The sequence below is a fragment of the Clostridium sp. E02 genome (assembly GCF_003833015.1).
Classification (GTDB): domain Bacteria; phylum Bacillota; class Clostridia; order Lachnospirales; family Lachnospiraceae; genus Lacrimispora.
In genome coordinates this window covers 120,150-142,556 of sequence record NZ_RJLQ01000004.1, presented here as the reverse complement: position 1 = coordinate 142,556, position 22,407 = coordinate 120,150, and the positions used below count along the sequence as shown (strand labels likewise).

Annotated in this window: 23 protein-coding genes and 1 other annotated feature; of the genes, 6 read left to right on the top strand and 17 right to left on the bottom strand. The window is 40.4% G+C overall.

Translation table 11 applies throughout. The features are described 5' to 3' along the window. Window positions 1-156 precede the first annotated feature (156 nt). From tnpA to EFT72_RS04130, 3 genes are all read right to left on the bottom strand, one after another. Window positions 157-627, bottom strand: coding sequence for an IS200/IS605 family transposase (tnpA, locus tag EFT72_RS04140; RefSeq protein WP_124065644.1), 471 nt, complete (start codon window positions 625-627; stop codon window positions 157-159). A gap of 153 nt (window positions 628-780) precedes the next feature. After that, window positions 781-1,032, bottom strand: a binding site (T-box leader). A gap of 69 nt (window positions 1,033-1,101) precedes the next feature. After that, complete coding sequence (locus tag EFT72_RS04135; protein WP_243109941.1) at window positions 1,102-2,922, bottom strand: flavocytochrome c; 1,821 nt, start codon at window positions 2,920-2,922, stop codon at window positions 1,102-1,104. 153 nt (window positions 2,923-3,075) lie between these two features. After that, entirely contained in the window at window positions 3,076-4,182 is a 1,107-nt protein-coding gene (locus EFT72_RS04130) for a GGDEF domain-containing protein (protein WP_124065643.1), read from the bottom strand. 316 nt (window positions 4,183-4,498) lie between these two features. Here EFT72_RS04130 and EFT72_RS04125 point away from each other — a divergent pair, with 316 nt between their 5' ends. Continuing rightward, on the top strand, window positions 4,499-5,041 hold the full coding sequence (locus tag EFT72_RS04125; RefSeq protein WP_124065642.1) for a carbonic anhydrase: 543 nt from the start codon (window positions 4,499-4,501) through the stop codon (window positions 5,039-5,041). A gap of 76 nt (window positions 5,042-5,117) precedes the next feature. Here the strand turns inward: EFT72_RS04125 and EFT72_RS04120 are convergent, their stop codons facing one another. Both EFT72_RS04120 and EFT72_RS04115 read right to left on the bottom strand, forming a co-directional pair. Beyond that, window positions 5,118-6,458, bottom strand: coding sequence for a citrate:proton symporter (locus tag EFT72_RS04120; protein WP_124065641.1), 1,341 nt, complete (start codon window positions 6,456-6,458; stop codon window positions 5,118-5,120). Between the two features lie 129 nt (window positions 6,459-6,587). Further along, window positions 6,588-8,777, bottom strand: a complete 2,190-nt coding sequence (locus tag EFT72_RS04115) for an ATP-binding protein (RefSeq protein WP_243109940.1) — start codon at window positions 8,775-8,777, stop codon at window positions 6,588-6,590. An 81-nt stretch (window positions 8,778-8,858) separates the two neighbouring features. Here EFT72_RS04115 and EFT72_RS04110 point away from each other — a divergent pair, with 81 nt between their 5' ends. Beyond that, window positions 8,859-9,545 (top strand): response regulator transcription factor, encoded by a 687-nt coding sequence (locus EFT72_RS04110; protein WP_124065640.1) that lies wholly within the window; start codon window positions 8,859-8,861, stop codon window positions 9,543-9,545. Here the strand turns inward: EFT72_RS04110 and citC are convergent. The 7 genes from citC to EFT72_RS04075 all read right to left on the bottom strand — a co-directional run bounded on the left by citC (window position 9,535) and on the right by EFT72_RS04075 (window position 15,194). After that, the gene (citC, locus tag EFT72_RS04105) at window positions 9,535-10,560 is read right to left on the bottom strand and encodes a [citrate (pro-3S)-lyase] ligase (RefSeq protein ID WP_124065639.1); all 1,026 of its coding nucleotides are present in this window, start codon (window positions 10,558-10,560) and stop codon (window positions 9,535-9,537) included. The genes EFT72_RS04110 and citC overlap by 11 nt on opposite strands. Window positions 10,561-10,575: 15 nt before the next feature. After that, window positions 10,576-11,457, bottom strand: coding sequence for a triphosphoribosyl-dephospho-CoA synthase CitG (gene citG, locus EFT72_RS04100; protein WP_124065638.1), 882 nt, complete (start codon window positions 11,455-11,457; stop codon window positions 10,576-10,578). 3 nt (window positions 11,458-11,460) lie between these two features. Continuing rightward, entirely contained in the window at window positions 11,461-13,023 is a 1,563-nt protein-coding gene (citF, locus tag EFT72_RS04095; protein ID WP_124065637.1) for a citrate lyase subunit alpha, read from the bottom strand. A 1-nt stretch (window position 13,024) separates the two neighbouring features. After that, complete coding sequence (locus tag EFT72_RS04090; RefSeq protein ID WP_124065636.1) at window positions 13,025-13,927, bottom strand: aldolase/citrate lyase family protein; 903 nt, start codon at window positions 13,925-13,927, stop codon at window positions 13,025-13,027. Next, window positions 13,924-14,223 carry a citrate lyase acyl carrier protein gene (gene citD / locus EFT72_RS04085; RefSeq protein WP_124065635.1) on the bottom strand — a complete coding sequence of 100 codons (300 nt, stop codon included), beginning with the start codon at window positions 14,221-14,223 and terminating at the stop codon, window positions 13,924-13,926. Before citD ends, EFT72_RS04090 begins: the two co-directional genes overlap by 4 nt. Before the next feature lie 85 nt (window positions 14,224-14,308). After that, the gene (gene citX, locus EFT72_RS04080) at window positions 14,309-14,848 is read right to left on the bottom strand and encodes a citrate lyase holo-[acyl-carrier protein] synthase (protein ID WP_124065634.1); all 540 of its coding nucleotides are present in this window, start codon (window positions 14,846-14,848) and stop codon (window positions 14,309-14,311) included. Window positions 14,849-14,903: 55 nt separating this feature from the next. Continuing rightward, window positions 14,904-15,194, bottom strand: a complete 291-nt coding sequence (locus EFT72_RS04075) for a hypothetical protein (RefSeq protein WP_124065633.1) — start codon at window positions 15,192-15,194, stop codon at window positions 14,904-14,906. A 171-nt stretch (window positions 15,195-15,365) separates the two neighbouring features. Between EFT72_RS04075 and EFT72_RS04070 the strand changes: the two genes are divergently transcribed. Next, entirely contained in the window at window positions 15,366-16,394 is a 1,029-nt protein-coding gene (locus EFT72_RS04070) for a 3-deoxy-7-phosphoheptulonate synthase (protein ID WP_124065632.1), read from the top strand. A gap of 61 nt (window positions 16,395-16,455) precedes the next feature. On the opposite strand, the gene EFT72_RS04065 is transcribed toward EFT72_RS04070, so the two are convergent. From EFT72_RS04065 to EFT72_RS04045, 5 genes are all read right to left on the bottom strand, one after another. Then, the gene (locus EFT72_RS04065) at window positions 16,456-17,292 is read right to left on the bottom strand and encodes an undecaprenyl-diphosphate phosphatase (RefSeq protein ID WP_124065631.1); all 837 of its coding nucleotides are present in this window, start codon (window positions 17,290-17,292) and stop codon (window positions 16,456-16,458) included. Continuing rightward, a complete protein-coding gene (gene ung, locus EFT72_RS04060; protein WP_124065630.1) occupies window positions 17,289-17,984 on the bottom strand; it encodes a uracil-DNA glycosylase in 696 nt (231 codons plus the stop codon). The genes EFT72_RS04065 and ung overlap by 4 nt, the downstream gene beginning before the upstream one ends. 37 nt (window positions 17,985-18,021) lie before the next feature. Beyond that, window positions 18,022-18,783 carry an imidazole glycerol phosphate synthase subunit HisF gene (gene hisF / locus EFT72_RS04055; RefSeq protein ID WP_124065629.1) on the bottom strand — a complete coding sequence of 254 codons (762 nt, stop codon included), beginning with the start codon at window positions 18,781-18,783 and terminating at the stop codon, window positions 18,022-18,024. A 12-nt stretch (window positions 18,784-18,795) separates the two neighbouring features. Further along, window positions 18,796-19,404 carry an imidazole glycerol phosphate synthase subunit HisH gene (gene hisH / locus EFT72_RS04050; protein WP_124065628.1) on the bottom strand — a complete coding sequence of 203 codons (609 nt, stop codon included), beginning with the start codon at window positions 19,402-19,404 and terminating at the stop codon, window positions 18,796-18,798. A 71-nt stretch (window positions 19,405-19,475) separates the two neighbouring features. Then, window positions 19,476-20,093: a hypothetical protein gene (locus EFT72_RS04045; RefSeq protein WP_124065627.1), complete on the bottom strand. Its 618-nt coding sequence runs from the start codon at window positions 20,091-20,093 to the stop codon at window positions 19,476-19,478. A 145-nt stretch (window positions 20,094-20,238) separates the two neighbouring features. Here EFT72_RS04045 and EFT72_RS04040 point away from each other — a divergent pair, with 145 nt between their 5' ends. From EFT72_RS04040 to EFT72_RS04030, 3 genes are read left to right on the top strand one after another with little or no spacing between them, the layout of a single operon-like run. Then, window positions 20,239-20,661 carry a DUF4430 domain-containing protein gene (locus tag EFT72_RS04040; protein WP_124065626.1) on the top strand — a complete coding sequence of 141 codons (423 nt, stop codon included), beginning with the start codon at window positions 20,239-20,241 and terminating at the stop codon, window positions 20,659-20,661. Next, window positions 20,658-21,167: a hypothetical protein gene (locus EFT72_RS04035; protein ID WP_124065625.1), complete on the top strand. Its 510-nt coding sequence runs from the start codon at window positions 20,658-20,660 to the stop codon at window positions 21,165-21,167. Before EFT72_RS04040 ends, EFT72_RS04035 begins: the two co-directional genes overlap by 4 nt. Before the next feature lie 21 nt (window positions 21,168-21,188). After that, window positions 21,189-22,394, top strand: coding sequence for a class I SAM-dependent rRNA methyltransferase (locus EFT72_RS04030; protein ID WP_124065624.1), 1,206 nt, complete (start codon window positions 21,189-21,191; stop codon window positions 22,392-22,394). Window positions 22,395-22,407: the final 13 nt, after the last annotated feature.

Sequence of the window (22,407 nt, the reverse complement as noted above, 5' to 3'; positions counted from 1 at the left end):
TACGTACTTTCCTAAGATATAATCATAACCACCCGTTGAACGGGTGGTTTGCTCTACCCCTATAAGGGGTTATTACCGACGTTGGAGCCTAAAGGCTCTTTGAAAAAAATCCACAGCCGCACAAACATTTATCTACTGAGCCCAACAGGGCTCATTTTATTTGCTTTGTTTTACCGGCTCACCCGTGAACGGGTCTATGTATTCTTTTAACGTCATTTGATCATATTCTAAATCTTCTTTTAATTGATTTAGAATATATTCTTGTATCTTCTTTGCATTCTTTCCCACTGTATCTACATAATATCCACGACACCAAAAATGTCTGTTTCCATATTTGTATTTCAAATTTGCATGTCTCTCAAATATCATAAGCGTACTCTTCCCTTTTAAATATCCCATAAAACTTGATACGCTGATATTTGGTGGTATTCTCACTAACATATGAACATGATCTGGACATATTTCTGCTTCTACTATTTCCACACCTTTTCGTTTACATAACATGCTTAGAACATTTGCTATATCCTGCTTTAATTCTCCGTACGCTACCTTTCTGCGATATTTTGGCGCAAAAACTATGTGATACTTACAATTCCATTTTGAATGTGATAAACTACTTATATCCATTTGGATAACCTCCTTTGATGTGCTTGTGTGGCTGCGAACCAACACTATTATATCACTGGAGGTTTTTTACCTGAAGCTAAAGCTGCTGTGGTCACACCTGCATAGCAGGTGGTTTATTAAAAGACTGCCATACAAAAATAAACCCCGTCCTATCAAAAGGACGAGGTTATAATCTCGTGTTACCACCTTAAGTTTATAAACAGCTCACACTGTTTATCTCTTCAAGTACCCTTGGGATACTCTAGCACAATAACGGGTGCAGGAATCCGTTGCTGCCTACTGGGGACAATCCGTTCGGAGCAAAGCTCAAAGATGTATTCACAATCACGTTCCATGCGCCTCTCATCAGCCGGCTGCTTTCTGTATGGTGTAGGGACTGCTACTTCTTCTTATCATAGCATTTCACTTTGTATGAAGTTAAAAGTAGTATATGAGGTTTTTAAATATTTGTCAAGACCTTCTACTTGTTCCTTCTTACTGCGCTTTTTCTAATGCCATTGAAATTGCTTCAATCATACCTTTCGATGAGTTGGTTGCCCCAGTAACTCCATCCACATCCGTGGTCTGCTTCTTAATTACATCTGCAGTGACTGATTTTTCTGCCGTTTCATAAATTCCAGGGGTTTCCTTATGATCCGTTAAGGCAATGGAAACCACATTACCATCGGCTACCGTCACTTCTACCGTCATATCCCCATTGTTTCCTTTTCCGGTTCCCGTATAGGTTCCATCTTTATAATTCCCTTTTTCTTCCGGTTCAACCGCTTCTTCCATCTTTGATACTTTCATGGTTCGTTCCGTAAATCCACCATTCTTTTCTACATAACTTGCCGCCGAGCTTCCTGCCAAACGTCCAAACACAACGATGTCCGTCACTGCATTGCCACCGAGCCGGTTTGCACCGTGCACTCCGCCAACAACTTCACCGGCTGCAAACAATCCAGATATACCAGTCCCATCTTCCATTAAAACCTGCGTTTCTGTGTTGATTTTCACCCCACCCATGGTGTGATGAACGGCAGGTGCACACAATCCTGCATAATAAGGTGCATTGGTTAAAGGCAGTTCCATACTCTCTCTCTGAAACTCCAAATCTTCTCCATTCTCCTGATAAGATTTGTACTGTTTAAACGTTTGAGTAAGTCCCTCCTCGTCTACTGAAATGGCTTTTGCCAGTTCCTCTGGCGTATCTGCTTTTACAATAATCCCCTGATCGATGTACTTCTCAATTGCAGCAAGGCTATCTCTTACCGACTGGTCAAACACCAGATAACATTGACCACCTTCCTGATTCAAGATTGCTTCTGATACCACATCTCTGGTTTCCAGTTCATTAACAAAACGCGTTCCAAGACGGTTTATTAAAATTGCACCATTTCCGCGCACACCTTCTGTATACATGGTCGTTGTTTCTGGGTTTACCGTAGGGTGGGTTTGAATCTGATCCATGTCGACAAGCCCCGCTTTTATTTCTTCCGCCATATCGATGCCTTCCCCTGTAGCTCCCGAGTGATTGGTCGTGCAAAATCCGTTTAAATCTTCCCGGTATCGGATTACCATCTCCTGATTCGCTCCAAACCCTCCGGTCGCTAAAATTACGGCTTTGCAATTGATGGTATAAGGCTCGCCACCTCTGGTAGCTGCCAAGACACCACAAACCGCACCATTCTCATCAAGAATAATATGGTTTGCTTCTGTTTCCAGAAAAACTGGAATCTCAAGTTCTTCAAATTTAGCATTTAATGTTTTCACCAGCATCGGACCAACGGCAGAGGTATCCGATGGGCGGTGGATTCTTTTTACACTGGCACCGCCAAACTGACCCACTACAGACAAATCTCCTCCCATATCATTGACCCAGGAGACCGCATCTTTGGAATTCTCTGCAAGAATCTGAACCAATTTTTTATCGTTTCGGTTCTTTCCGCCTTTCATGGTATCTTCAATAAACAACTCCACGGAATCTTCAATTCCATCTTCCTTTTGATAAGAGGTTTCCGCCGCATTAAGTCCTCCGGTGGCACGAATGGTATTGCCGCCTGTTATCGGCATCTTTTCTAAAACGACTACATTAGAAGCTCCATTTATAGTGGCTTCTATGGCTGCCGTCATACCGGCTCCTCCTGCTCCGATGATCACGATATCCGCTTTCTGTACCTCTTTTTTTGTTTCTTTCAAATTATCATAAACTGGATTCGAACATGCTATGACTGCGATAGATGCAAGAACCATTGCCCCAAAACCGGTTAGATTTTTTTTCAAACCTCTTTGTAAATTACCATTCCTTTTCTTCATATCATTCTCCTCACTTATCCGCTGCTTGATACAGTTTTTTGGCACTACTGAAACTAAGTTCCAGTTTTGATAATAATTTATCATACTCAGTGGATTGTGAAAAGTTTAGCAACTTAAAAATTACCTTATGTAACTAAAAAAAACAGAATACCATCAAATAGTACTTTTATTTTCTCTCATTCGGGATTTGTAGCGATACATAATTTCGTCCGCGTCAAGAATCGTCTTCTGTATGTCATCTCCCATATGGTATTCTGCAATCCCATAAGCAAAGGAAAGTGATATTTCATTTAATGCTTCGCATCGTATCAATGCTTCCTTTAAGACTTTTCTTATCTCTTCTTCACACAGGCGGTTGCTCAAAAGAATAAATTCATCTCCACCATACCGGTAAATCTGCATATGCCTAGATTTGGATTTTAAGATAGATTCAGTCACTTTGCAAATGGCAGCATCTCCACTAGAATGCCCAAACTCATCATTTAGTTTCTTCAGATTATTAAGATCAATCATGGCAACGGTACAAAAGGATCGGTAATTTAATTTTTCCAGTCTTCTTTCATAGGCCAGGCGGCTATAAGACCCTGTCATGGAGTCATATAAAATCTTCTGTGTGGTTAAAAGTAAGAAATATAAGATTACGCATATTGTGGATACACACCATACGATAAAGTTTAGATGAAGTAAATTCTCTATGACAATAGCAATGATAATAATTACAAGAACAGCCGTCAAAAATACAGTTTCTTCCTTGCGGTTTGGTTTGTCCTTCTGTTTTGCTGCAAAAAAAATAAGAGTTGATAAATAGAAAACCGATACCAGCATTGGCATTAGAGACAATGGACCTTTCCCTGTTAATCCAGGATTTATGATATAAAATATCCACCCGCTCCGAATGCTGATCATACAAAAGAGCAGATTGAGGATAACAGGTAGATAAAACAAGCCTTTCAATCCTCTGATTTCTTCTGTGTCGTAGATCAAAACAAGAATAATAGGGGGGATCGGTGCAAAAGCCATACTTAGAAATGTCGTGGCTGTTTTTAACTTCCAATCCAGTTCTCCCCAGGGTGTCGCCATAAGGCATTGATCCAGCCATGTAATGGCTATCATAAAAAGTATAGTCCCTATTTCCAATAGAATTAATTGCTTGATCCGTCTTGTAAACAACTTGTCCATTAAAATCATTGCTCCAAAAACAAACAAAGTCATAATAGGAGCGTAATAGGATTGAAGTGCATTTAAAAACAATAATTTCACCTTAATATACCTCCAGAACGAAGGATGTGTACATTTACATAGCTATTTTACTTCCAATATTAGAAATAAACAAGGACATTTTACTTTTTTTTAATAATTCAACAATTATTGTATGGTTACGTGATTCTTTATCCATTTTATCGTGTTTTTTCGCGTTTTTTCATCATTTTTCTCACTAAATGTCGATGATTTTTGCAACCTAGTTTCCCATCGTCTCGAAGTAAAACAGAAACTAAACAATCTTTAAGATAGTATTTCAGAACTGGTTAAGATTCTATGGATATAATCGAACCAATACCATATAAGGAGGCAGATTATGATTGATGAAATTGTAAAATACAACGATAGCTTTGTTAACAGTGGTTTTTACAAACCGTTTGATTCGAATAAATATCCCAGGAAAAGGATTGCCATATTGACCTGTATGGACACCAGACTGGTAGAACTTCTGCCTGCCGCTTTGGGAATCCATAACGGGGATGTGAAACTAATTAAAAATGCAGGTGGTTTGATCTTAGATCCTTACGACAATACCATCCGAAGTCTTCTAATCGCCATCTTAGAGTTTGGTGTGGAGGAAGTTATGGTCATTGGACATACCGATTGTGACACAGCGGCCATAAGTGCGGACAGTATTATTACACACTTAATTCAGCGTGGAATTAAAAGAGAAACCATCCAGAACTTAAAAGAACAGGGCTTTGACTTAAAGAACTGGTTTCAGGGATTTGACGACACAAAATCTTCGGTTCACAAATCAGTTGCGATTCTAAAAGAACACCCACTCATCCCTGCTGGTGTAAAAATTCGTGGATTTGTTATGGACATATCATGTGGACGCTTAAATCCGGTTGCTTAATCTTTTATTGCATAGAAAAAACGCTTGAGATTTCTCTCAAGCATTTTTTCTATTTGGATTTATTCTTAGGATTCTATTAGATAACTAGTACGCCAAGGATTAAACCAGCAACCATACAAACTAAGCTGACGCCCCATACCCACATAAAGGAGTGTTTGATATGATCTTTGATTTGTACTCCAGCCAAACCAACACCAAGGAAAGTTGCTGGTACGACCGGGCTAATATAGGTTGCACAGTTACGGCATACAACCATAGCAATTGCCGTATGGATAGGATCAACACCAAAGCTGTTTCCTACGCTGATCAGAACTGGAAGAACTCCATAGAAATAGGAATCCGTACAGAACATTAATGTCAATGGTACAGACAGCACTCCGATGATCAGAGGGAGGAAATGTCCCATAGACTGCGGAATAAACTGAGCCAATATCGTTGCCATATGATTCATGATTTCGCTTTCTTCCAATACACCAAGGAAAACACCAGCGGCAAGGATCGTAGATGCCATCATGAGAGCAGGACCCGCATGAGACTTAATAATCTTGTTCTGCAGCTTTGCTCCTGAATAATTAACCAGTAACGAAACAACACAACCAAACATAAAGGTAAAATAAGCTGGTACCGGCAAGAATATAAGACAAACGATAATAAACAGTGTTAAAAGTATATTAAATGCAAATAATTTTGGTCTAGCCAGTTCTGCTTTTTGTTCTGCTGTTGGAGTATCCTCAAGGCCCATCGAATCATCTTCAATAACAAGATCGCTATCAATTCCAGCGCCACGTTTCTTCTCAACCATACCCCAGAAAAAAGCGGTGAATAATGCAATTACAATACCAACCAGCTGCATTGGTAAAATTCTCATCCAGAGAATATTTGCATCAATTCCTAGAACAGAAGCGGCACGCATGGTAGGTCCTCCCCAAGGGAGCAGATTCATAACACCCATGGATGTAACAATAATAAGAAGTAACGTAGTCGGTCGCATCTTTAATTTCTTATATACCGGTAGCATAGCTGGTATGGTAATTAAAAACGTAGAGGCACCGCCTCCATCCAGATGACCAATCATCGCAATGATACAGGTCATGACAGCCACACCAACGACATTATGTCCCACTTTTTTCATTAACGCATCAATAATCCGGTCAAACATACCTGCATCTGTCATAATTCCGAAAAACAGCACGGAAAAGATAAACAGAGCCGCTGTAGAATGTACCCCTGAAACCCCTTTTTTTATAAAATCCCCAACTTCACTGACTGTAAACGTTCCGGTAAGCACCAAAATCAATGCACTGACACTGGATACACCAATAAATGCCAAAGCCGGAACTGTAACATTTTTCAGCAATAAAACAATGATCATGATAATGGTTGCAAATCCTAATAATGCAAGCATTGTCTCATTCATGTTTTTTCCTCCTCTTGTTTTAATTTATGTACATAGTATAAAAGCCAAACCTTACAACCTCCTGTTTTCTCCCTTTCATTTTCTTAAGAGAAAAATGAATAATTGTTAAGATTCGGCTTTTATATCCACTTATTTCTTCCGATTTTTGATTGCGTTTAATATAGCGGCATCTGAAACTGGTTTATCAATGTAATTGTCAATAATTTTTCTTCGTTTCGCTTCAACCACTTCTTTGGTCACCCGATCCGTCATAATGATCCGTACAAGACCCGGATACAAGCCTGGAAGGGACATACAAAAATCCAGTCCACTCTTACCACTTACGTACTGTTCTGTCACGATGGCATCCACATTCTCCACTTTTAAGTACTTTCTGGCTTCCTCAAAATCCATACAATAGATACTTGGAACGTTTCGTTTGCTAAAGCTTTTCTCTAAAAGGCGAAGTACTTTCGGATTGTCATCAATGATCAAAATCCGCAGTGAATCCAAGTTTTTTCCTTCGACTATTTTATCTTCTAACTGCCCCTTTTGCTCATTTACAGGCAGGAAAATATGGAACGTACTCCCTTTCCCCTGAATGCTGTCTGCAAAAATATATCCTTTGTGAGAATGAATGATTTGTTCGACCAAAGAAAGCCCAAGGCCCGTTCCACTTCCATTTTTCTTTGTGGTAAAAAACGGATCAAAGATCTGTTTTGCTACCTCTTCATTCATTCCCTCTCCATTGTCTTCAATATCAATCCGAATAAAATGGCTCCATTCCTCTGGTACAGAAGAAAGCTTGTACTTCTTAAGTTCTATGGGGAGAACCTTTTGTACTGAGATAGAAATGATTCCTTCCTTATGTCCGATTGCATGTATGGAGTTGACACAGATATTTAAGATTACCTGATTCATCTGCGTCTCATTTCCAAGAATACATAATTTAGTTCCACTCCCCTCACTCGTCAAACGAACATGGGGAGGGCAAACCGAACTCACCATTTTTATAGCTCGTTTCAACATCTTATCCACTTGAATATTTTTAAATGCAGTTTCCAAGTTTTTTCTGCTTAAAGAAGAAATCTGCTGAATGATCTCTTTTGCCTTTGCAGAGGCTTCATATATTTCAGATGCACTGTCATAATTATTCGATTTAATTGGCAAATCTATCATCAAAAGCTCTGCATATCCCATAATAGGCGTAAGCAGATTATTAAATTCATGCGCAATTCCCCCAGTCATGGTTCCCATAACCTGCAATCTCTGTTGGTGAGCAATGGTTTCTTCACTCTGATGCAATTCCTCTAATATCTTATTCAATTCCCATAAATACGCAATCTCTTCCGAATCTTTTTTCTTCTGTACCCGTAGATCACCAATATAAAATACCATGCCAAATACCACTGCCACGATACCGAAAAAGACAAGACCCAATTTGAAAAAACCAGTTGCTACTGGAATATAAATGTCATTGTAATCGATAACGGCACTGACCACTAAAAAATCTTCTCCAATATAGGCAGGAGAATAGGAACTGATTTTTTTTACTTCCGGTACTCCCGGATCCAGCCACCAGTAAGAATAATACTCAGAGACTCCCTCTTCTCCCCGATTCTGTTTGTCAATCATCTGTTCTAAGCTTGTTAGATCCGTATTGGGAAACATTTCCTTTCTTCCGGAAATCACATTAATTCCCCACTGACTTTTCTGGGGATGAGCAAGAATAATTCCCTTTGAATCCTTAATAACCACATACCCATTGGTTCCCAGACGAATATTGGAAACCATAGATTGATAATAATTCACTTCATTGATTATAATGGAGATTGATTCCCCTTTGGGCAGTTCCTTTTTTAGAACCAGATAGATTTCTCCATTCTCCAGTTTACACTGCCGAAAACTTTCCACATTATTAATTTTCGTTATCGAGTACGTTTTTTTTACCCCATACCCATGTATGCTTTTAATCAAATGCCCCAACTCATTCTCCAGGATGACATCGTATACAAACCGGCTGTGATTTGTAACATAATCCGAAAGAATACTCCAGTCTTTGACACCAGTCTGATGATATTTTTTTTCTTCAATATCACAAATCGTATTCAAATCTGCCTGATAGCCTTCAATAAAGACCTTTAAATTCTCTCCCATGCTCTTGGTGGTTAAAACCATCTGATTTTTCTGGTTATCAATAATGGCCTCTTTGTATTCCTTCCAGATTCCAAATACTAGGAAGCTAAATATAATTAGAAGAGCAGCCATGGTGCCACAGATGAAAATTCCAGTATATTTCTTATATTCACTTGTTTTAACCCTCATTTGTCCGTTCCTCATTGACTTGTACTCCTGTTGATATTATAATAACAATTATGATCTTTTGATATGTTTTTACATAAATTATAATTGGGGGAAGCTATGTCTGATAAAGTATTAATTGTAGATGATGATCCAGCAATCTGTAAGCTGCTAGAAAAAGTCATGCACAGCAATGATCTAGAAACAACTGTGGCAGACAGCGGACTCGCCGCTCTGAATTACTTAAAAAATCACAACTATGATATGATCTTGATGGATGTTATGTTAGGCGATATGGAAGGCTTTGAGGTGATTAAGCGTCTGCGCAGTCAAGGCATTCAGACTCCTGTCATGATTGTAAGCGGTCGAAACGAAGATTACGATTCGCTCTATGGTCTATCTTTGGGAGCCGATGATTATATTACGAAACCATTCCGGCCATTGGTTTTAGGTGCGAAAGTGAAAGCTTTGATCCGTCGTAACAAAAACCAAATTCTTGACAGTTCCGATCTATTGGAATGTGGGCCTTTTACTTATAATACATCCACCATGCGTTTCTATAAAGGGGAGGCGGAGATTATCCTCTCTTCAAAAGAAAGCAGCTTGATGCTCCTTTTCTTAAAACACCCGAATCAGGTATTTACCAAAGAGATGATTTATGAGCACGTATGGGGGAATAGTGTTGCGGTAGATGATAATGCAATTATGGTCTATATCAACCGTCTAAGGGGTAAAATCGAAGAAGACCGGCAAAAGCCGGTCCATATCATAACAGTCAGAGGTTTGGGATACCGGTTTATCCCTTAGACCTCTGGCTTTTCTTATTTATCAGGTAATCGTATGTGGTTTGTGGTACCATTCCCTTTATTCGTTCAAAGTCATCCGTTTCATAGCAATTCCGTACAATCGAAGCACTAATGGCATCCGCCTGAAACTTTTTTCTCTCGATCTCTGTTACCAAAATACCAAAATCTGGAAGAATTCGTTTCATCTCCAAATTATACTGCCCTGTAACGTTACACATTGGCTCTGTCCCCACAAAGCGCCGGGTGATTCCCAGTTCAGGTGCAATTTTTTGGGCAAACAGCAATAGATCCAGACGACAATTTGCCTTTTCTGCCTGTGCTTTCTCCTTAAAAAAATAAGTCGGAAAAGTAGCAGCAGAAATCACGAAGTCGGATGCACGATGAACGATGATCCGGGATAAATCACTCACTCCACTTTTTACAAGCTGATAACGTTCCTCGGCTTCAAATAGACTGCGGTTGTCTGTAAGAACCAGCACATGCACATAATCACAGCAAGACTGGGCCTGTTCCATCAAATAACGGTGCCCATTGGTAAAAGGATTGCAGTTTACCACAATCGAACCAATTACTTTTGATGGATCTAGCGCCTCGGGTGGTGTTTCTTTCAGCAGACGCTTTATAAACTCTTTCAATCCGTTCTTTTTATTCTCCATAAAAAGAACTTCATCAGTTTTAAGAACCGTATAGAAACCAAGGTCCTCAAACATCTCCTGATTTTGGGGTTTGGTATACATGAGGATATGTGTTCTTCCATTCTCAAACTCATACTGAACCAGACTGGATAAGATCGTTGCGGATAATCCTTCTCCTCTTACGCTTTCATCCACCGCAATGCACTTTAGCACATTAAGCTGAGCAGAACCAACCGCCACGATCTTGTAATCCTCATCAAGAAGGCAAACACTGTATTCGATTCCCTCATCATAGTCCAGATGATTCCGGTGTAAAAAATCTTTTAGTCTCTCCAGATCTTTTCCTTTTAAAGGTCTTCCTTCCAGTTTGAAAAACTCCATAGATCCTCCTTATTCCTACCCGTTTATCAGTCTAGCAAGAAATATAGTTACAGCCAAAAGATCCGCACTCCCACCTGAACTTATATTCCTTTTTATAAATGCTTCATCCATTTCCTCTAGCCATTTGATGCTGTCTGGGTGATATGCCCCTCCGGAATCTAAAAATTCCTGTGCCTGCTGTTTTACATCGATTAGAACTTGAGGATTGTGCCTGGCAATTATATTAGAATCCTCCACTTGGCTCATTAGATGAAAAAGAGTTTGAAGCTTAACCAAGTTCCAATCTTTTTTCTCCTTAATGCCTTCTAATAGCACTGGTAGTGAATACAAACAAACGGAGGAATATCCACTTATGGCTTCTCCTCTTGCTCCCAAGCTTCCATAAAGGGTTAAGTTTTTCTCTCCACCCGTGGTGAATCCTTCCATCTGTTTCAATTCTTTGGTTAGTATCTCCCGTACCATCACCTGTTCAAATCCCAACAGCTGTTCCAGATTTATCCCTTGGTAGGCACGTATGCATGCGCCGGAAGCAGCACATAAAATACCAAGATTAAAAATCAGCCCCTTATGAGTATTAACTCCTTCGGTTGCCTGATACATAGCACGTTCTGCCAGAATCCCGATCCGCCTGATTCTCTCAAACAATAGGGGCGGCGCCTCCCATGTACGGAACCCTTCCAGTGCCATCGTGACAAAATAAGGTTTTAAGGCCGACGCACTTTTTTCAAAGGTATTCACATCCATATCTGTATGAGCACCATTGGAATAGGGATCCACCAGACCAGGCTTTGGGGAGGTATAAACCTCCTCCAAAAGTGCCTGGTATGCCAGATTTCCGATATAAAGTGCTGATTCTTCTGCTTGTTTTGCGGTATTCATACATGAACTGCTCCCCATGCTTTATTCTCCTAAAAACTCAAACTTTTTGATTTTGCGAACTACATCCATAATGCTTCCATCCCGGCTTTCGATAACCCCAACAACCTGATCATCAAATTGTACCCGTTCTGGCTCTCCTACGATTGAAAATGCAATATCTCTTAACTCTTCAATGGTTTTAAACGGCAGATCTACATCCTTCATACATGCAATTAAATCCTGTCTTCTGGGATTAATTGCAATTCCATAATCAGTAATAACAACATCAATGGACTCTCCCGGTGTGGTAACCGTAGTCACGTCGGTACATATCGCCGGAATTCTCCCCTGTAACAAGGGCGCAATCACGATGGTGCACTTAGCTCCTGCTGCTGTATCTGGGTGTCCACCCTGGGCTCCAGTAATCACACCGTCAGACCCTACCACTACGTTACAGTTAAAGTTTATATCCACTTCAAGAGCAGCAAGGATTACAAAATCTAACTTATTCACAACCGCACCCTTATTAAACGGATCAGCGTATTCCCCTGCACTGATTCTAAAATGTTTGGGATTCTGCACAGAAACCACCGCATTTAAATCAAAATCCTGTGTATCCAAAAGTGCATCTACCTGACCATTTTCCAAAAGATCACACATGGGTTTGGTCAATCCTCCTACACCAAAACGCATACGTACATTCCGTTCTTTCATGATCTTTGCCAATGAAACGGTAGAAGCAATCGATGCACCGCCCACACCCGTTTGATAAGAAAACCCATCCTTGAAATAAGGAGTGTTTACTACAAAATTGGTACAATAGTCTGCCATCTTAAGCTTTCTCATATCCGTGGTGGGTTTTGCAGCACCCGTTGCGATCTTATCTGGATTTCCAATTTGATCCACAACCACTACATAATCAACCTTAGTCATAGAAATATGGGCTGGAAAATTAGGAAATGGCACCAGACAATCTGTTAATGCCACAACTTTATCTGCATAATCTGCATCTACCATAGAATAGGATAGCACACCACAGTTTGATTTTCCACCGATTCCCCGGCAATTTCCATAATCATCGCAGGTAGGAGCACCAATAAATGCAATATCAATTCTTACTTCCCCTGTCTCGATGGCACGGACTCTTCCGCCGTGAGAACGCATAATGGCAAGCCCTTTTAATTTTCCTTCGGAGATTGCCTGTCCAATTTTTCCTCTTACCCCAGAAGACTGAATTCCGGTTATGGTTCCATCTTCGATGTAATCCACCAGTTGATCCTGGGCTTTTCCAAGGGAACTGGCACAAATGATAATGTCTTTAATCCCCATCTTGTGAATCTCTTCCATTACCATATTTACAACATAATCACCTTCTCTGAAATGATGGTGAAATCCTAACGTCATCCCATCACGGATTCCGCATTTTACAAGTACATCATGAATATTCTCCACCTGTTTGCTGCCTTCAGAATTAATCACGCATTTGGTGGTGGGACCATCTTTTTTATATTCGTATCCATCATAATGATGGACTCCTTTAAAAGGTTCTTTTCCTGTTCGATTTAATATTTCTTCTGGAATTTCTCTCCCTACTGCATTTTTCATATTACAAATCTCCTTTGTAGACACCGGAGGCCTTCGCCAGTTCTATGGTTCTTCTTGCTCCGTCATAGAAAGCAATATCAATCATCTTACCGTCAACGGTAAATACGCCGATCCCCAATTCTTTTTTCTCATCGATTTCTTTTACTACCTTTTCAGCAAAAGTAATGTCTTTTTGTGTCGGGGTAAAGATATCGTGAACAACAGAAATCTGACGAGGATTGACAATGGATTTTCCATCAAATCCCATTAAATGGATGTTTTCTACATCCTTTTGGAATCCATCCATATCATCAAGATCCGTATAAACGGTGTCAAAACACTGGACTTTCGCAGCTCTTGCGGCAATGATTAAATTCTGTCTTGCTCCCATAAGCTCAATTCCAGTTCCTGAAATGTGCGTCTGCAAATCTTTTGTATAATCACCACCAGATAATGCAATTCCAAAAAGGCGTTCCGATGATTCACTAATATCCAGAGCTTTCATCACCCCTCTGGCAGATTCAATGGCACACATAATAAGAGTTCTTCCCTCTGGAATCCCAAATTGTTTCTCAACTGATAAAATTTCTTCTTCCACTGCATGAACCTCTGAGGGACGCTCTGTCTTAGGGATACGAATGGCATCGCAGCCACCAGCAACAGCACAGCGGATATCTTCTTTCCAATATGGAGTATCCAGACCATTGATTCGAACCACTTTCTCACAGCCTCTATAATCAATTTCTTTTAATGCATGATAGAGTGAGAATCTGGCTACATCCTTCTGGTTTTCTGCAACCGCATCTTCCAGATCCAGAATTAGACTGTCAGGCTTATAAATATAAGGATCTTTGATCAGTCCAGGTTTCTGAGCATTTAAAAACATCATGGTTCTTCTGAGTCGTTTCTTATTTGCATTTATCATAATTCCACGCCTCCCCAAAGAATATTCTTAAACGAATCCGTGGAACGGGATAACGCTCCTTCGACACGAGCCCGAATGGTACAATCAAGCGCTCCCTTGTCAATCACCGTAATCTTAACATCATCCACTTCCATTTTTGTCAGTGTTTCCATTACCACTTTTTTAATCTGGTTTCCATATTGGTTGATAACCGCACTCTCTAACGCAAAGTCGATTTTACCATCTCCAGGCTCTACGGTCACCTGACAGTCACTAGACTCTAAAGTGCCGGCCATGGCTGGTTTTATTATCTCCATTTTGCTTGATGCCTCCCTTTTGTTTTGTATACTACCATTGTATAGGGAGAATCTTAACCCGTGAAAAATAGTACCTTAAAAATTATTAAGAATGGAATAAATTCTTCCAGGAATTTATGATAGTACCAATGCGGCTTGAAAGTTCCGAAACAGAGTGATTCCTGCTTCGTCCACATATCTTGGCATCTTTGTCACAGATCAAGCAGGTTCTTCTTCTCCCACCTACCATCAGGCGGCTTATGCCCTTCCCATCCTCACCATAAACATCTATATCATAAAGTCGTCCCAGGGGATGAGTTTCTTCCAAATGAACCGTTAATCCTTTCACCAAAACAGGATCCTTGCAATCCACTGCATATAGTTTTAGATATCCCCCTTTGTCTGTTACTGTAACCCTTTCCTTTAATAGAAGAGTTTCTTTTGATAAAAGAGTTTCAAGAGCCGTTGTTCCCTCTGTAAAAGCCAGATAAATATCCGGAGATGTTTTTTGTGGTCCTGGAATGTTCATTGCCAGGGCAACAATGGTACACCCCTTGTATTTTAGATGTAGTTCTTCCTGTATCCGAACCTTTTTATCTCGAAACTCCAGAATATCTTCCACTGTCACATTGTTTGTTAAAACCATGCTTTATCCCTTTCTCTTATAAAACTCATTCCATTAACCATATCCGTTGATGGTGTCATATTGAAAAATCTTCAAATCCAGGAATTATGGGATAAGGGGCTATATCGTTAATTGGAGCTGTCACAGTTCCTTTTATATAAGAACTAAACTCCGGACGGTAAAAATTAACTTTCGTCCGGTTCTTAATCAATCTGTCGTTTCTTCCAAGTTCTCCGATGTAATGTCCATGTCTATCGTACAGTTCTTTTCCATAAAATTTACCAAGAACCGTACCATCACAACCCACCAGATAATCTTTTTGTCTGACTCCGATGTAACGTCCACCCCAGTTCCAATATTTTAACATTCTTCCAACACCTTTCCTGTTTTCATTGGTATAATCATACACCATTTTTTTAAAAAAAGGAACACTTCACCAGACACAATGCCAAAATTTAAATGTTAACTGGATTTTTCTTTCATTTTGTTATATAATCAACTGCAAAATACGAAACAGACAAAGACACAGGAGGATATCATGGGATTTGAATATGTAAACAAACTGCCAAGCCCGGAGGAAATGAAGGAACAATTCCCCCTTCCGGCTAACCTAAACGTCATAAAAAAGGAACGGGATCAGGCAATTAGCGATGTACTTACTGGAAAAAGTGACAAATTTCTTGTTATTATTGGTCCCTGTTCTGCTGACAATGAAGATTCTGTCTGTGAGTATGTAAATCGTCTCTTAACGATTCAGGAAAAAACCAAAGATCGTCTGATTCTGATTCCCAGAATCTATACCAACAAGCCGAGAACCACTGGGGAAGGCTACAAGGGAATGTTCCACCAACCTGATCCGGAGAAGAAACCGGACATGCTAGAAGGTCTGACCGCCATTCGGAAACTGCATATGAAAGTAATGGAACAGACTGGGTTGTCCACTGCAGATGAGATGCTTTATCCTGAGAATTTAAGCTATTTAGATGATATTATTTCTTATATTGCCATAGGCGCCCGCTCCGTGGAGAATCAGCAGCATCGTCTGACTTCCAGTGCCTGTGATGTTGCAGTTGGGATGAAGAACCCCACCAGCGGAGATCTTTCTGTTATGTTAAATTCCGTGGTTGCTGCGCAACAGGCACATGATTTTACTTATCGTGGATTTGAGGTAAGAAGTCAAGGAAACCCACTGGCACACACCATTCTTCGTGGCGCTGTTAACAAACATAGTCAGTGTATCCCCAATTATCATTTTGAAGATCTTTTCCTGCTCAATGAATTGTATGCAAAACGGAACTTACAAAATCCGGCCTGCATCGTAGATGCCAATCATTCCAATTCCAACAAGAAATTCAGAGAACAAATTCGTATCTCCAAGGAAGTTCTACACAGTAGAAAATACGCTCCGGAAATCCGCACTCTGGTCAAAGGACTGATGATCGAAAGCTATTTAGAACCAGGAAATCAGAAAGTAGGAGACGGCTGTTATGGAAAATCCATCACAGACCCTTGCCTTGGCTGGGAAGATTCTGAACAGCTGATTTATGAAATTGCGGAAAATGTATAAAAATAACCAGACATGATAGCAGTATAAAGGCACAGGAAAAAATCCCTGTGCCTTTATACTGCTATCCTTGAAGAAGAGCTGAGATACAAAAATACGCAATTACGATAACACCAAGTATGATTCGGTAATAACCAAAAAATTTGAAATCATGCTGCCTGATATAACCCATTAAGAATTTGATGGAATAGATGGATACAAGAAAAGCAACGATCATCCCAAAAATAAGATAAAAAATCTGTACTCCAGTAAAATTCATCCCATACTTTACAATTTTTAATAGACTGGCTCCAAACATAACTGGAATTCCGAGAAAAAAAGAAAATTCCGCAGACGCGGTTCTAGAACAACCCAGGATCATAGCGCCTAGTATCGTAGAACCAGACCGGGAAGTTCCTGGTATCATAGCAAGACACTGAAACAAACCAATGTATAATGCAGTCCGATAGGAAATTTCCCCTACTTTTTGTACCTCAAAGATCCGGTAATGATTTTTGTTTTCGATCAGTATAAACAAAACGCCATAAATAATCAAAGCAGCCGATACAACATAGGCATTCATGGTGTACTTTTCGATTAAATCGTTAAGCAAAAGTCCAATGATGGCTGCCGGCAAACAAGCAATCACAATTTTACTCCATAAAATCATAGTGTCTTTCTTCTGTTCCATCTTTTTTCTGGAAGAAAATGGATTCAACTTTTCAAAATACAAAACAACAACAGCAAGTATGGCTCCTAGCTGTATTACCACCATAAACATATCTTTGTAAGACTGGGGTTGGTTTAGACGAATGACCTGGTCAACTAAAATCATGTGTCCAGTACTACTGATGGGAAGCCATTCCGTAAACCCCTCTACAATGCCCAGTACGATTACTTTTAAAAATTCGATGAGATTCATTTTGATTCCTCTGTTTCATTCATATTTTCTATCTGCCAGTCTATGGGCTCCACTCCATGAGACACTAAAAATGCATTTGTCTTACTAAAATGCCGGCATCCAAAAAATCCCCGGTATGCCGAAAGTGGACTCGGATGTGGAGCTTCTAAAATCAGGTGCTTGGGATTCGTAAGCATGGTCTTTTTTCTCTGCGCTGGACGTCCCCATAACAGAAAGACCATTGGGCGATCTTCTTCATTGAGAATCCGGATGGCGGCATCCGTAAATGTTTCCCACCCAATCCCTTGATGAGAATTGGCTGCGTGAGCACGTACTGTCAAAACGGTATTTAGTAACATGACTCCCTGATCTGCCCATTTTTTTAAATACCCATGACTTGGGATCTCACATCCCAAATCATCACTTAGTTCCCGATAAATGTTAACTAAAGAAGGTGGGATATCCACTTCCGGTTTTACCGAAAAGCAAAGGCCATGTGCCTGCCCTGTGTTATGATAAGGATCCTGCCCTATAATAACCACCTTTACTTTAGAAAGAGGGGTAAATAAAAATGCATTGAATATGTCATTCGAATCTGGAAATACCACATTCGTTTCGTATTCTTTCTTTACTTTTTCATAAAGTTCTCTATAATATGACTTTTTAAACTCTTCACTCAAAGGGTTCTGCCAATCGTTATCAATTGCTCCCATTGTATCTCTCCTTTGTATCATCCCGGATTTTCCCGGTTTAAATTCGTACAGGCACTCCTTTGTCTTCTAAGTACCGTTTAACCTCTATAATCTCCAGTTCCTTATAATGAAACAAAGAGGCTGCAAGAGCCGCATCTGCTCCACCTTTTGTCAGTGTTTGATAAAAATGTTCCTTGGATCCTGCTCCTCCAGAAGCAATCACTGGTACGGATACGGAATCTGAGATGAGACGGGTTAGTTCATTGTCATAACCGGATTTTGTTCCATCGCAGTCCATACTGGTCAATAAAATCTCGCCTGCCCCAAGGCGATCTGCTTCCATTGCCCATGTAAGGGCATCCAGACCAGTATCCACCCGACCTCCATTTTTAAATACGGAAAAGCCACTGCCGTCTGCTTTCCTTCTGGCATCAATCGCCACCACCACGCATTGACGTCCAAATTTATCTGCTGCTTCCCGTATCAGATCCGGAGTATTGATCGCAGAAGAATTAATCGCTATTTTATCTGCGCCTTCTCTTAGCAGCAATTTAAAATCTTGAACGGTACGGATGCCTCCTCCAACGGTAAACGGAATAAATACCTTTTCAGCCACCCGTCTTACCATATCCACCACCGTGTTCCTCTGATCAGAGGAAGCCGTGATATCAAGAAATACCAGTTCATCTGCACCAGCCTTGTCATATGCCTCTGCAATCGCAACTGGATCACCTGCATCTTTTAAGTTTACAAAATTTACACCTTTCACAACTCTGCCGTTATGTACATCCAGGCATGGAATAATTCTTTTTGTCAGCATCCGGTCCCTCCTCTAAGTCATCTGAATAAAATTCTTTAAAATTGCAAGACCTGTATCCCCGCTTTTTTCCGGATGAAACTGACAAGCAAAAAGATTTTCTCGTTCCACAGAGGCACCAATGGTCACTCCATATTCCGCAGTGGCTGCCACATCTTCTGCTACGTCTGCCTCTAAATAATATGAATGGACAAAATAGACATATGCACCAGAATCCACTCCTTTAAAAAGTCTAGCCCCTGGTTTCATGTTCAAACGGTTCCAGCCCATATGAGGTACTTTAAGTCCTAATGTATCCGGAAATTTTACAATCTTCCCAGGAAGAAGTGAAAGTCCCTTTACTCCTTGGCATTCCTCACTGCTTTCAAACAGAAGCTGAAGTCCAAGACAAATTCCAAGAAAAGGAGTTCCTCTTGATACAATCTGCAAAATCACATCTTCTAGTTGATAGTGATGGAGTTTTTCCATCGCATCTCCAAAGGAACCCACCCCTGGTAAAATGACCTTATCAGCAGATAGTAAAACATCTGGATCTCTGCTTACCACCGGTTCTTCTCCCAATGCGATCAGTGCTTTTTCTACGCTTTTTAGATTTCCAGCATCGTAGTCGATTATTCCAATCATGGCAGACACCTCTTTTCGCCTTTTCTCAACATTTTAACATATCAAGCTAGAATGTACAACGCACAATCCTCTTATAAATTCCGGAAGAATTCCACTGAATTTTCAGAAATCGACTCGGCTCTCCCCTGCAGCCCTTCTGTCAGCTGAGGATACGTCTCATGTATCCGATATAACATGGCCTTCTTATGAACAGACACTGTTTTCTCAAATGGCCATCGGATGACCGTTGGTGTTTGAAATCCTACTCCCAATTCCAAAACAAGCAGCCTTTTATTTAATGTTTTTGCAAGCCATTCCGTGTATGCCTTCCATTGGGGAAGATATCCTTCTTCAATATAGTCTTCTGCTTCTATGGTATTGCCTATTAAAGGAGCCTTACAGTGGGGACAGATATCGTCTGGGATTTCACCTTGTTCCCAGATATCCTTGGTACAGGATTTTTGGCACTGTCTCCATGTCTGATTGCCGCAAGGAGCTACAATCTTACTTGACTCTAGGGATGAAGTAAAGATGGTTCCATCTGTCACCGTAGTTATGATAAAATAGTCTTTTTTCCCGATGATCTTGTTCATCTTTTCATAAAGCCTGGGAAGATCTGGAACCAACTCAGTCTTCCACTCTTCCCCGATCCCGATTAAAAGCTTTTCGCAACTTTCTATTTCCTCTATTAACTGTACTTTATCAATCATTTGTTCTTCCTTTCTTTTTTCAATCCTAATCTATTATACAACACAGAAATATTTAAGAAAAGATGGAAATTCCAGCCTTGCGGCTTTCCTCTTATTTATGCTATACTAAATTTGCATTTGAATAAAAATAAAGGAAAACATAGATATGAAACATTTTAAAAGGCTTTCTCCCTTTTTAGGAGGGTGTGCAGCCATTGCTGTCCTGGCACTTTTGTTGGTGATTTATTCCTTTACCAAACCCGTTCCCATGGCAGGAACCAAAACCATCACCATTGATGTGATGTATGAAGATGGCACCAACGATCATTATCAGTTAACAACCGAAGCCCAGTATCTATTCGAGGCAGTGAGTGCTACCCCTAATTTAAAAATAGATGGTACTTCATCGGAAGAGTATGGACTTATGATTGATACCATTAACGGGAAAAGGGCCGATTATCAAAAAGATGGGGCATATTGGGGCATCCTTTGTGATGGAGAGCCATGCAGCTACGGAGTCAGCAAACAAGCAATTAAGGATGGAGAGAGTTATACGTTTCAATATACTCCGGTAGATAAAAACTCATGAGTTCCTTACCAAAGTTCTCTCCAAAAGATCTGGCTGTGGATGCACTGCTGTCTGCAATCCTATTCATAAGCCAGCTCGGTTTATCCTGGCTTCCAAACATAGAACTGGTATCTTTGTTTTTAATCCTATACACACTGGTATTTGAGAAACACGTATGGATGATCCTGTACGTGTTTGTTGTGATGGAAGGATTCATTTGGGGGATTGGTCTTTGGTGGTTTCCTTATCTATATGTATGGGCCATTCTTCCTGCTTGTGTGAAATTTCTATTTAAAAACAGAAAGCCCTCTGCCTACTTAGCCGCTACCGTTAGTGGGATCTTTGGTATGCTGTTTGGATTCTTTTGCTCATTGACTTATATTCTGACAGGAGGCTTACCTGCTGCATTTATCTGGTGGACGGCAGGAATTCCTTTTGACATTGTTCACGGGATCAGCAATTTTATCCTTACCCTTATCTTATTTCACCCCCTTTATCATGTACTCACTGCATTAAAACAATCTTAACGAAACAACAAAGGAGCATCTATGGAATCAGCAACCGTAAGAATCAAAAAAGGAGAAGGCCGTGCCTTAAAAGCAGGCGGCCTATGGATCTATGACAATGAGATCGATATCATAAACGGAGAGTTTAAAAATGGAGATATGGTCTTCATAGAGGATTATGATGGTTATCCACTGGGTCATGGTTTTATCAATACCAACTCTAAGATCATCATTCGAATGATGTCTCGAAAAAAAGATGCTATCATCGATGAAGCATTTATAGAAATGAGGGTCCGCAATGCCTGGGACTACCGGAAACGTACAGTTGATACCAGCTCCTGCCGGATTCTTTTTGGAGAAGCCGACTTTCTTCCCGGATTGATTATAGACAAGTTCTCTGATGTCTTAGTCGTGGAATCTCTTGCTCTTGGAATTGATCAAATGAAATCTCTGATCCTTGACAAGCTAACTATGATTTTAAAGGAAGACGGAATTATCATCCGTGGAATCTATGAGCGCAGTGATGCAAAAGTCCGACTCCAAGAAGGCATGGAACGAATAAAGGGCTTTCTTTCCGAACCCTTTGATCCAAAAGTGGAAATCGTAGAGAACGGAGTCCGTTATTATGTGAATGTTGAAGATGGACAGAAAACCGGTTTTTTTCTGGATCAAAAGTATAATCGCCTTGCCATTGGGCGCCTTTGCAAAGGCAAACGTGTCTTAGACTGTTTCACTCATACCGGTTCCTTTGCTTTAAATGCCGGAATCGCCGGGGCAAAGGAAGTACTCGGTGTGGATGCATCGGAACTTGGTATCTCTCAGGCAAGAGAAAATGCAGCACTAAATGATCTTTCCGATCAGGTCACCTTCCAATGTGCCGATGTTTTTGACCTTCTTCCTGAGTTGGAAAAAAACGGGGAAACCTTTGACGTGGTCATTCTGGATCCTCCTGCCTTTACCAAATCCAGAAACTCTGTAAAAAATGCAGTGAAGGGATACAGAGAGATTAATCTTCGTGGCTTGAAGCTGGTAAAAGACGGGGGCTACTTAGCGACCTGTTCCTGCTCTCATTTTATGACTCCTGATCTGTTTAGCAAAACCATACGGGAAGCTGCGAAAAGCGCTCACAAACGCCTCCGTCAGGTAGAGTTTCGCACCCAGTCCGCCGATCATCCCATTCTCTGGAGTGGAGATGAAACGTCCTATTATTTAAAATTCTATATTTTTCAGGTATGTGATGAGAAATAGTAAGTGAGACTAA

Bases quoted from the DNA above. Each gene is read 5' to 3' on its own strand.
- EFT72_RS04115 (WP_243109940.1), bottom strand. From the start codon at position 8,777: ATGAGGAACGGACAAATGAGGGTTAAAACAAGTGAATATAAGAAATAT.
- EFT72_RS04135 (WP_243109941.1), bottom strand. From the start codon at position 2,922: ATGAAGAAAAGGAATGGTAATTTACAAAGAGGTTTGAAAAAAAATCTA.
- citG (WP_124065638.1), bottom strand. From the start codon at position 11,457: ATGGGGAGCAGTTCATGTATGAATACCGCAAAACAAGCAGAAGAATCA.
- citX (WP_124065634.1), bottom strand. From the start codon at position 14,848: ATGGTTTTAACAAACAATGTGACAGTGGAAGATATTCTGGAGTTTCGA.
- EFT72_RS04110 (WP_124065640.1), top strand. From the start codon at position 8,859: ATGTCTGATAAAGTATTAATTGTAGATGATGATCCAGCAATCTGTAAG.
- citC (WP_124065639.1), bottom strand. From the start codon at position 10,560: ATGGAGTTTTTCAAACTGGAAGGAAGACCTTTAAAAGGAAAAGATCTG.
- hisH (WP_124065628.1), bottom strand. From the start codon at position 19,404: ATGATTGGAATAATCGACTACGATGCTGGAAATCTAAAAAGCGTAGAA.
- citF (WP_124065637.1), bottom strand. From the start codon at position 13,023: ATGAAAAATGCAGTAGGGAGAGAAATTCCAGAAGAAATATTAAATCGA.
- tnpA (WP_124065644.1), bottom strand. From the start codon at position 627: ATGGATATAAGTAGTTTATCACATTCAAAATGGAATTGTAAGTATCAC.
- EFT72_RS04045 (WP_124065627.1), bottom strand. From the start codon at position 20,093: ATGATTGATAAAGTACAGTTAATAGAGGAAATAGAAAGTTGCGAAAAG.
- EFT72_RS04065 (WP_124065631.1), bottom strand. From the start codon at position 17,292: ATGAATCTCATCGAATTTTTAAAAGTAATCGTACTGGGCATTGTAGAG.
- hisF (WP_124065629.1), bottom strand. From the start codon at position 18,783: ATGCTGACAAAAAGAATTATTCCATGCCTGGATGTACATAACGGCAGA.
- EFT72_RS04120 (WP_124065641.1), bottom strand. From the start codon at position 6,458: ATGAATGAGACAATGCTTGCATTATTAGGATTTGCAACCATTATCATG.
- EFT72_RS04035 (WP_124065625.1), top strand. From the start codon at position 20,658: ATGAGTTCCTTACCAAAGTTCTCTCCAAAAGATCTGGCTGTGGATGCA.
- EFT72_RS04075 (WP_124065633.1), bottom strand. From the start codon at position 15,194: ATGTTAAAATATTGGAACTGGGGTGGACGTTACATCGGAGTCAGACAA.
- EFT72_RS04090 (WP_124065636.1), bottom strand. From the start codon at position 13,927: ATGATAAATGCAAATAAGAAACGACTCAGAAGAACCATGATGTTTTTA.
- EFT72_RS04125 (WP_124065642.1), top strand. From the start codon at position 4,499: ATGATTGATGAAATTGTAAAATACAACGATAGCTTTGTTAACAGTGGT.
- citD (WP_124065635.1), bottom strand. From the start codon at position 14,223: ATGGAGATAATAAAACCAGCCATGGCCGGCACTTTAGAGTCTAGTGAC.
- ung (WP_124065630.1), bottom strand. From the start codon at position 17,984: ATGGGAGCAATTGATAACGATTGGCAGAACCCTTTGAGTGAAGAGTTT.
- EFT72_RS04070 (WP_124065632.1), top strand. From the start codon at position 15,366: ATGGGATTTGAATATGTAAACAAACTGCCAAGCCCGGAGGAAATGAAG.
- EFT72_RS04040 (WP_124065626.1), top strand. From the start codon at position 20,239: ATGAAACATTTTAAAAGGCTTTCTCCCTTTTTAGGAGGGTGTGCAGCC.
- EFT72_RS04030 (WP_124065624.1), top strand. From the start codon at position 21,189: ATGGAATCAGCAACCGTAAGAATCAAAAAAGGAGAAGGCCGTGCCTTA.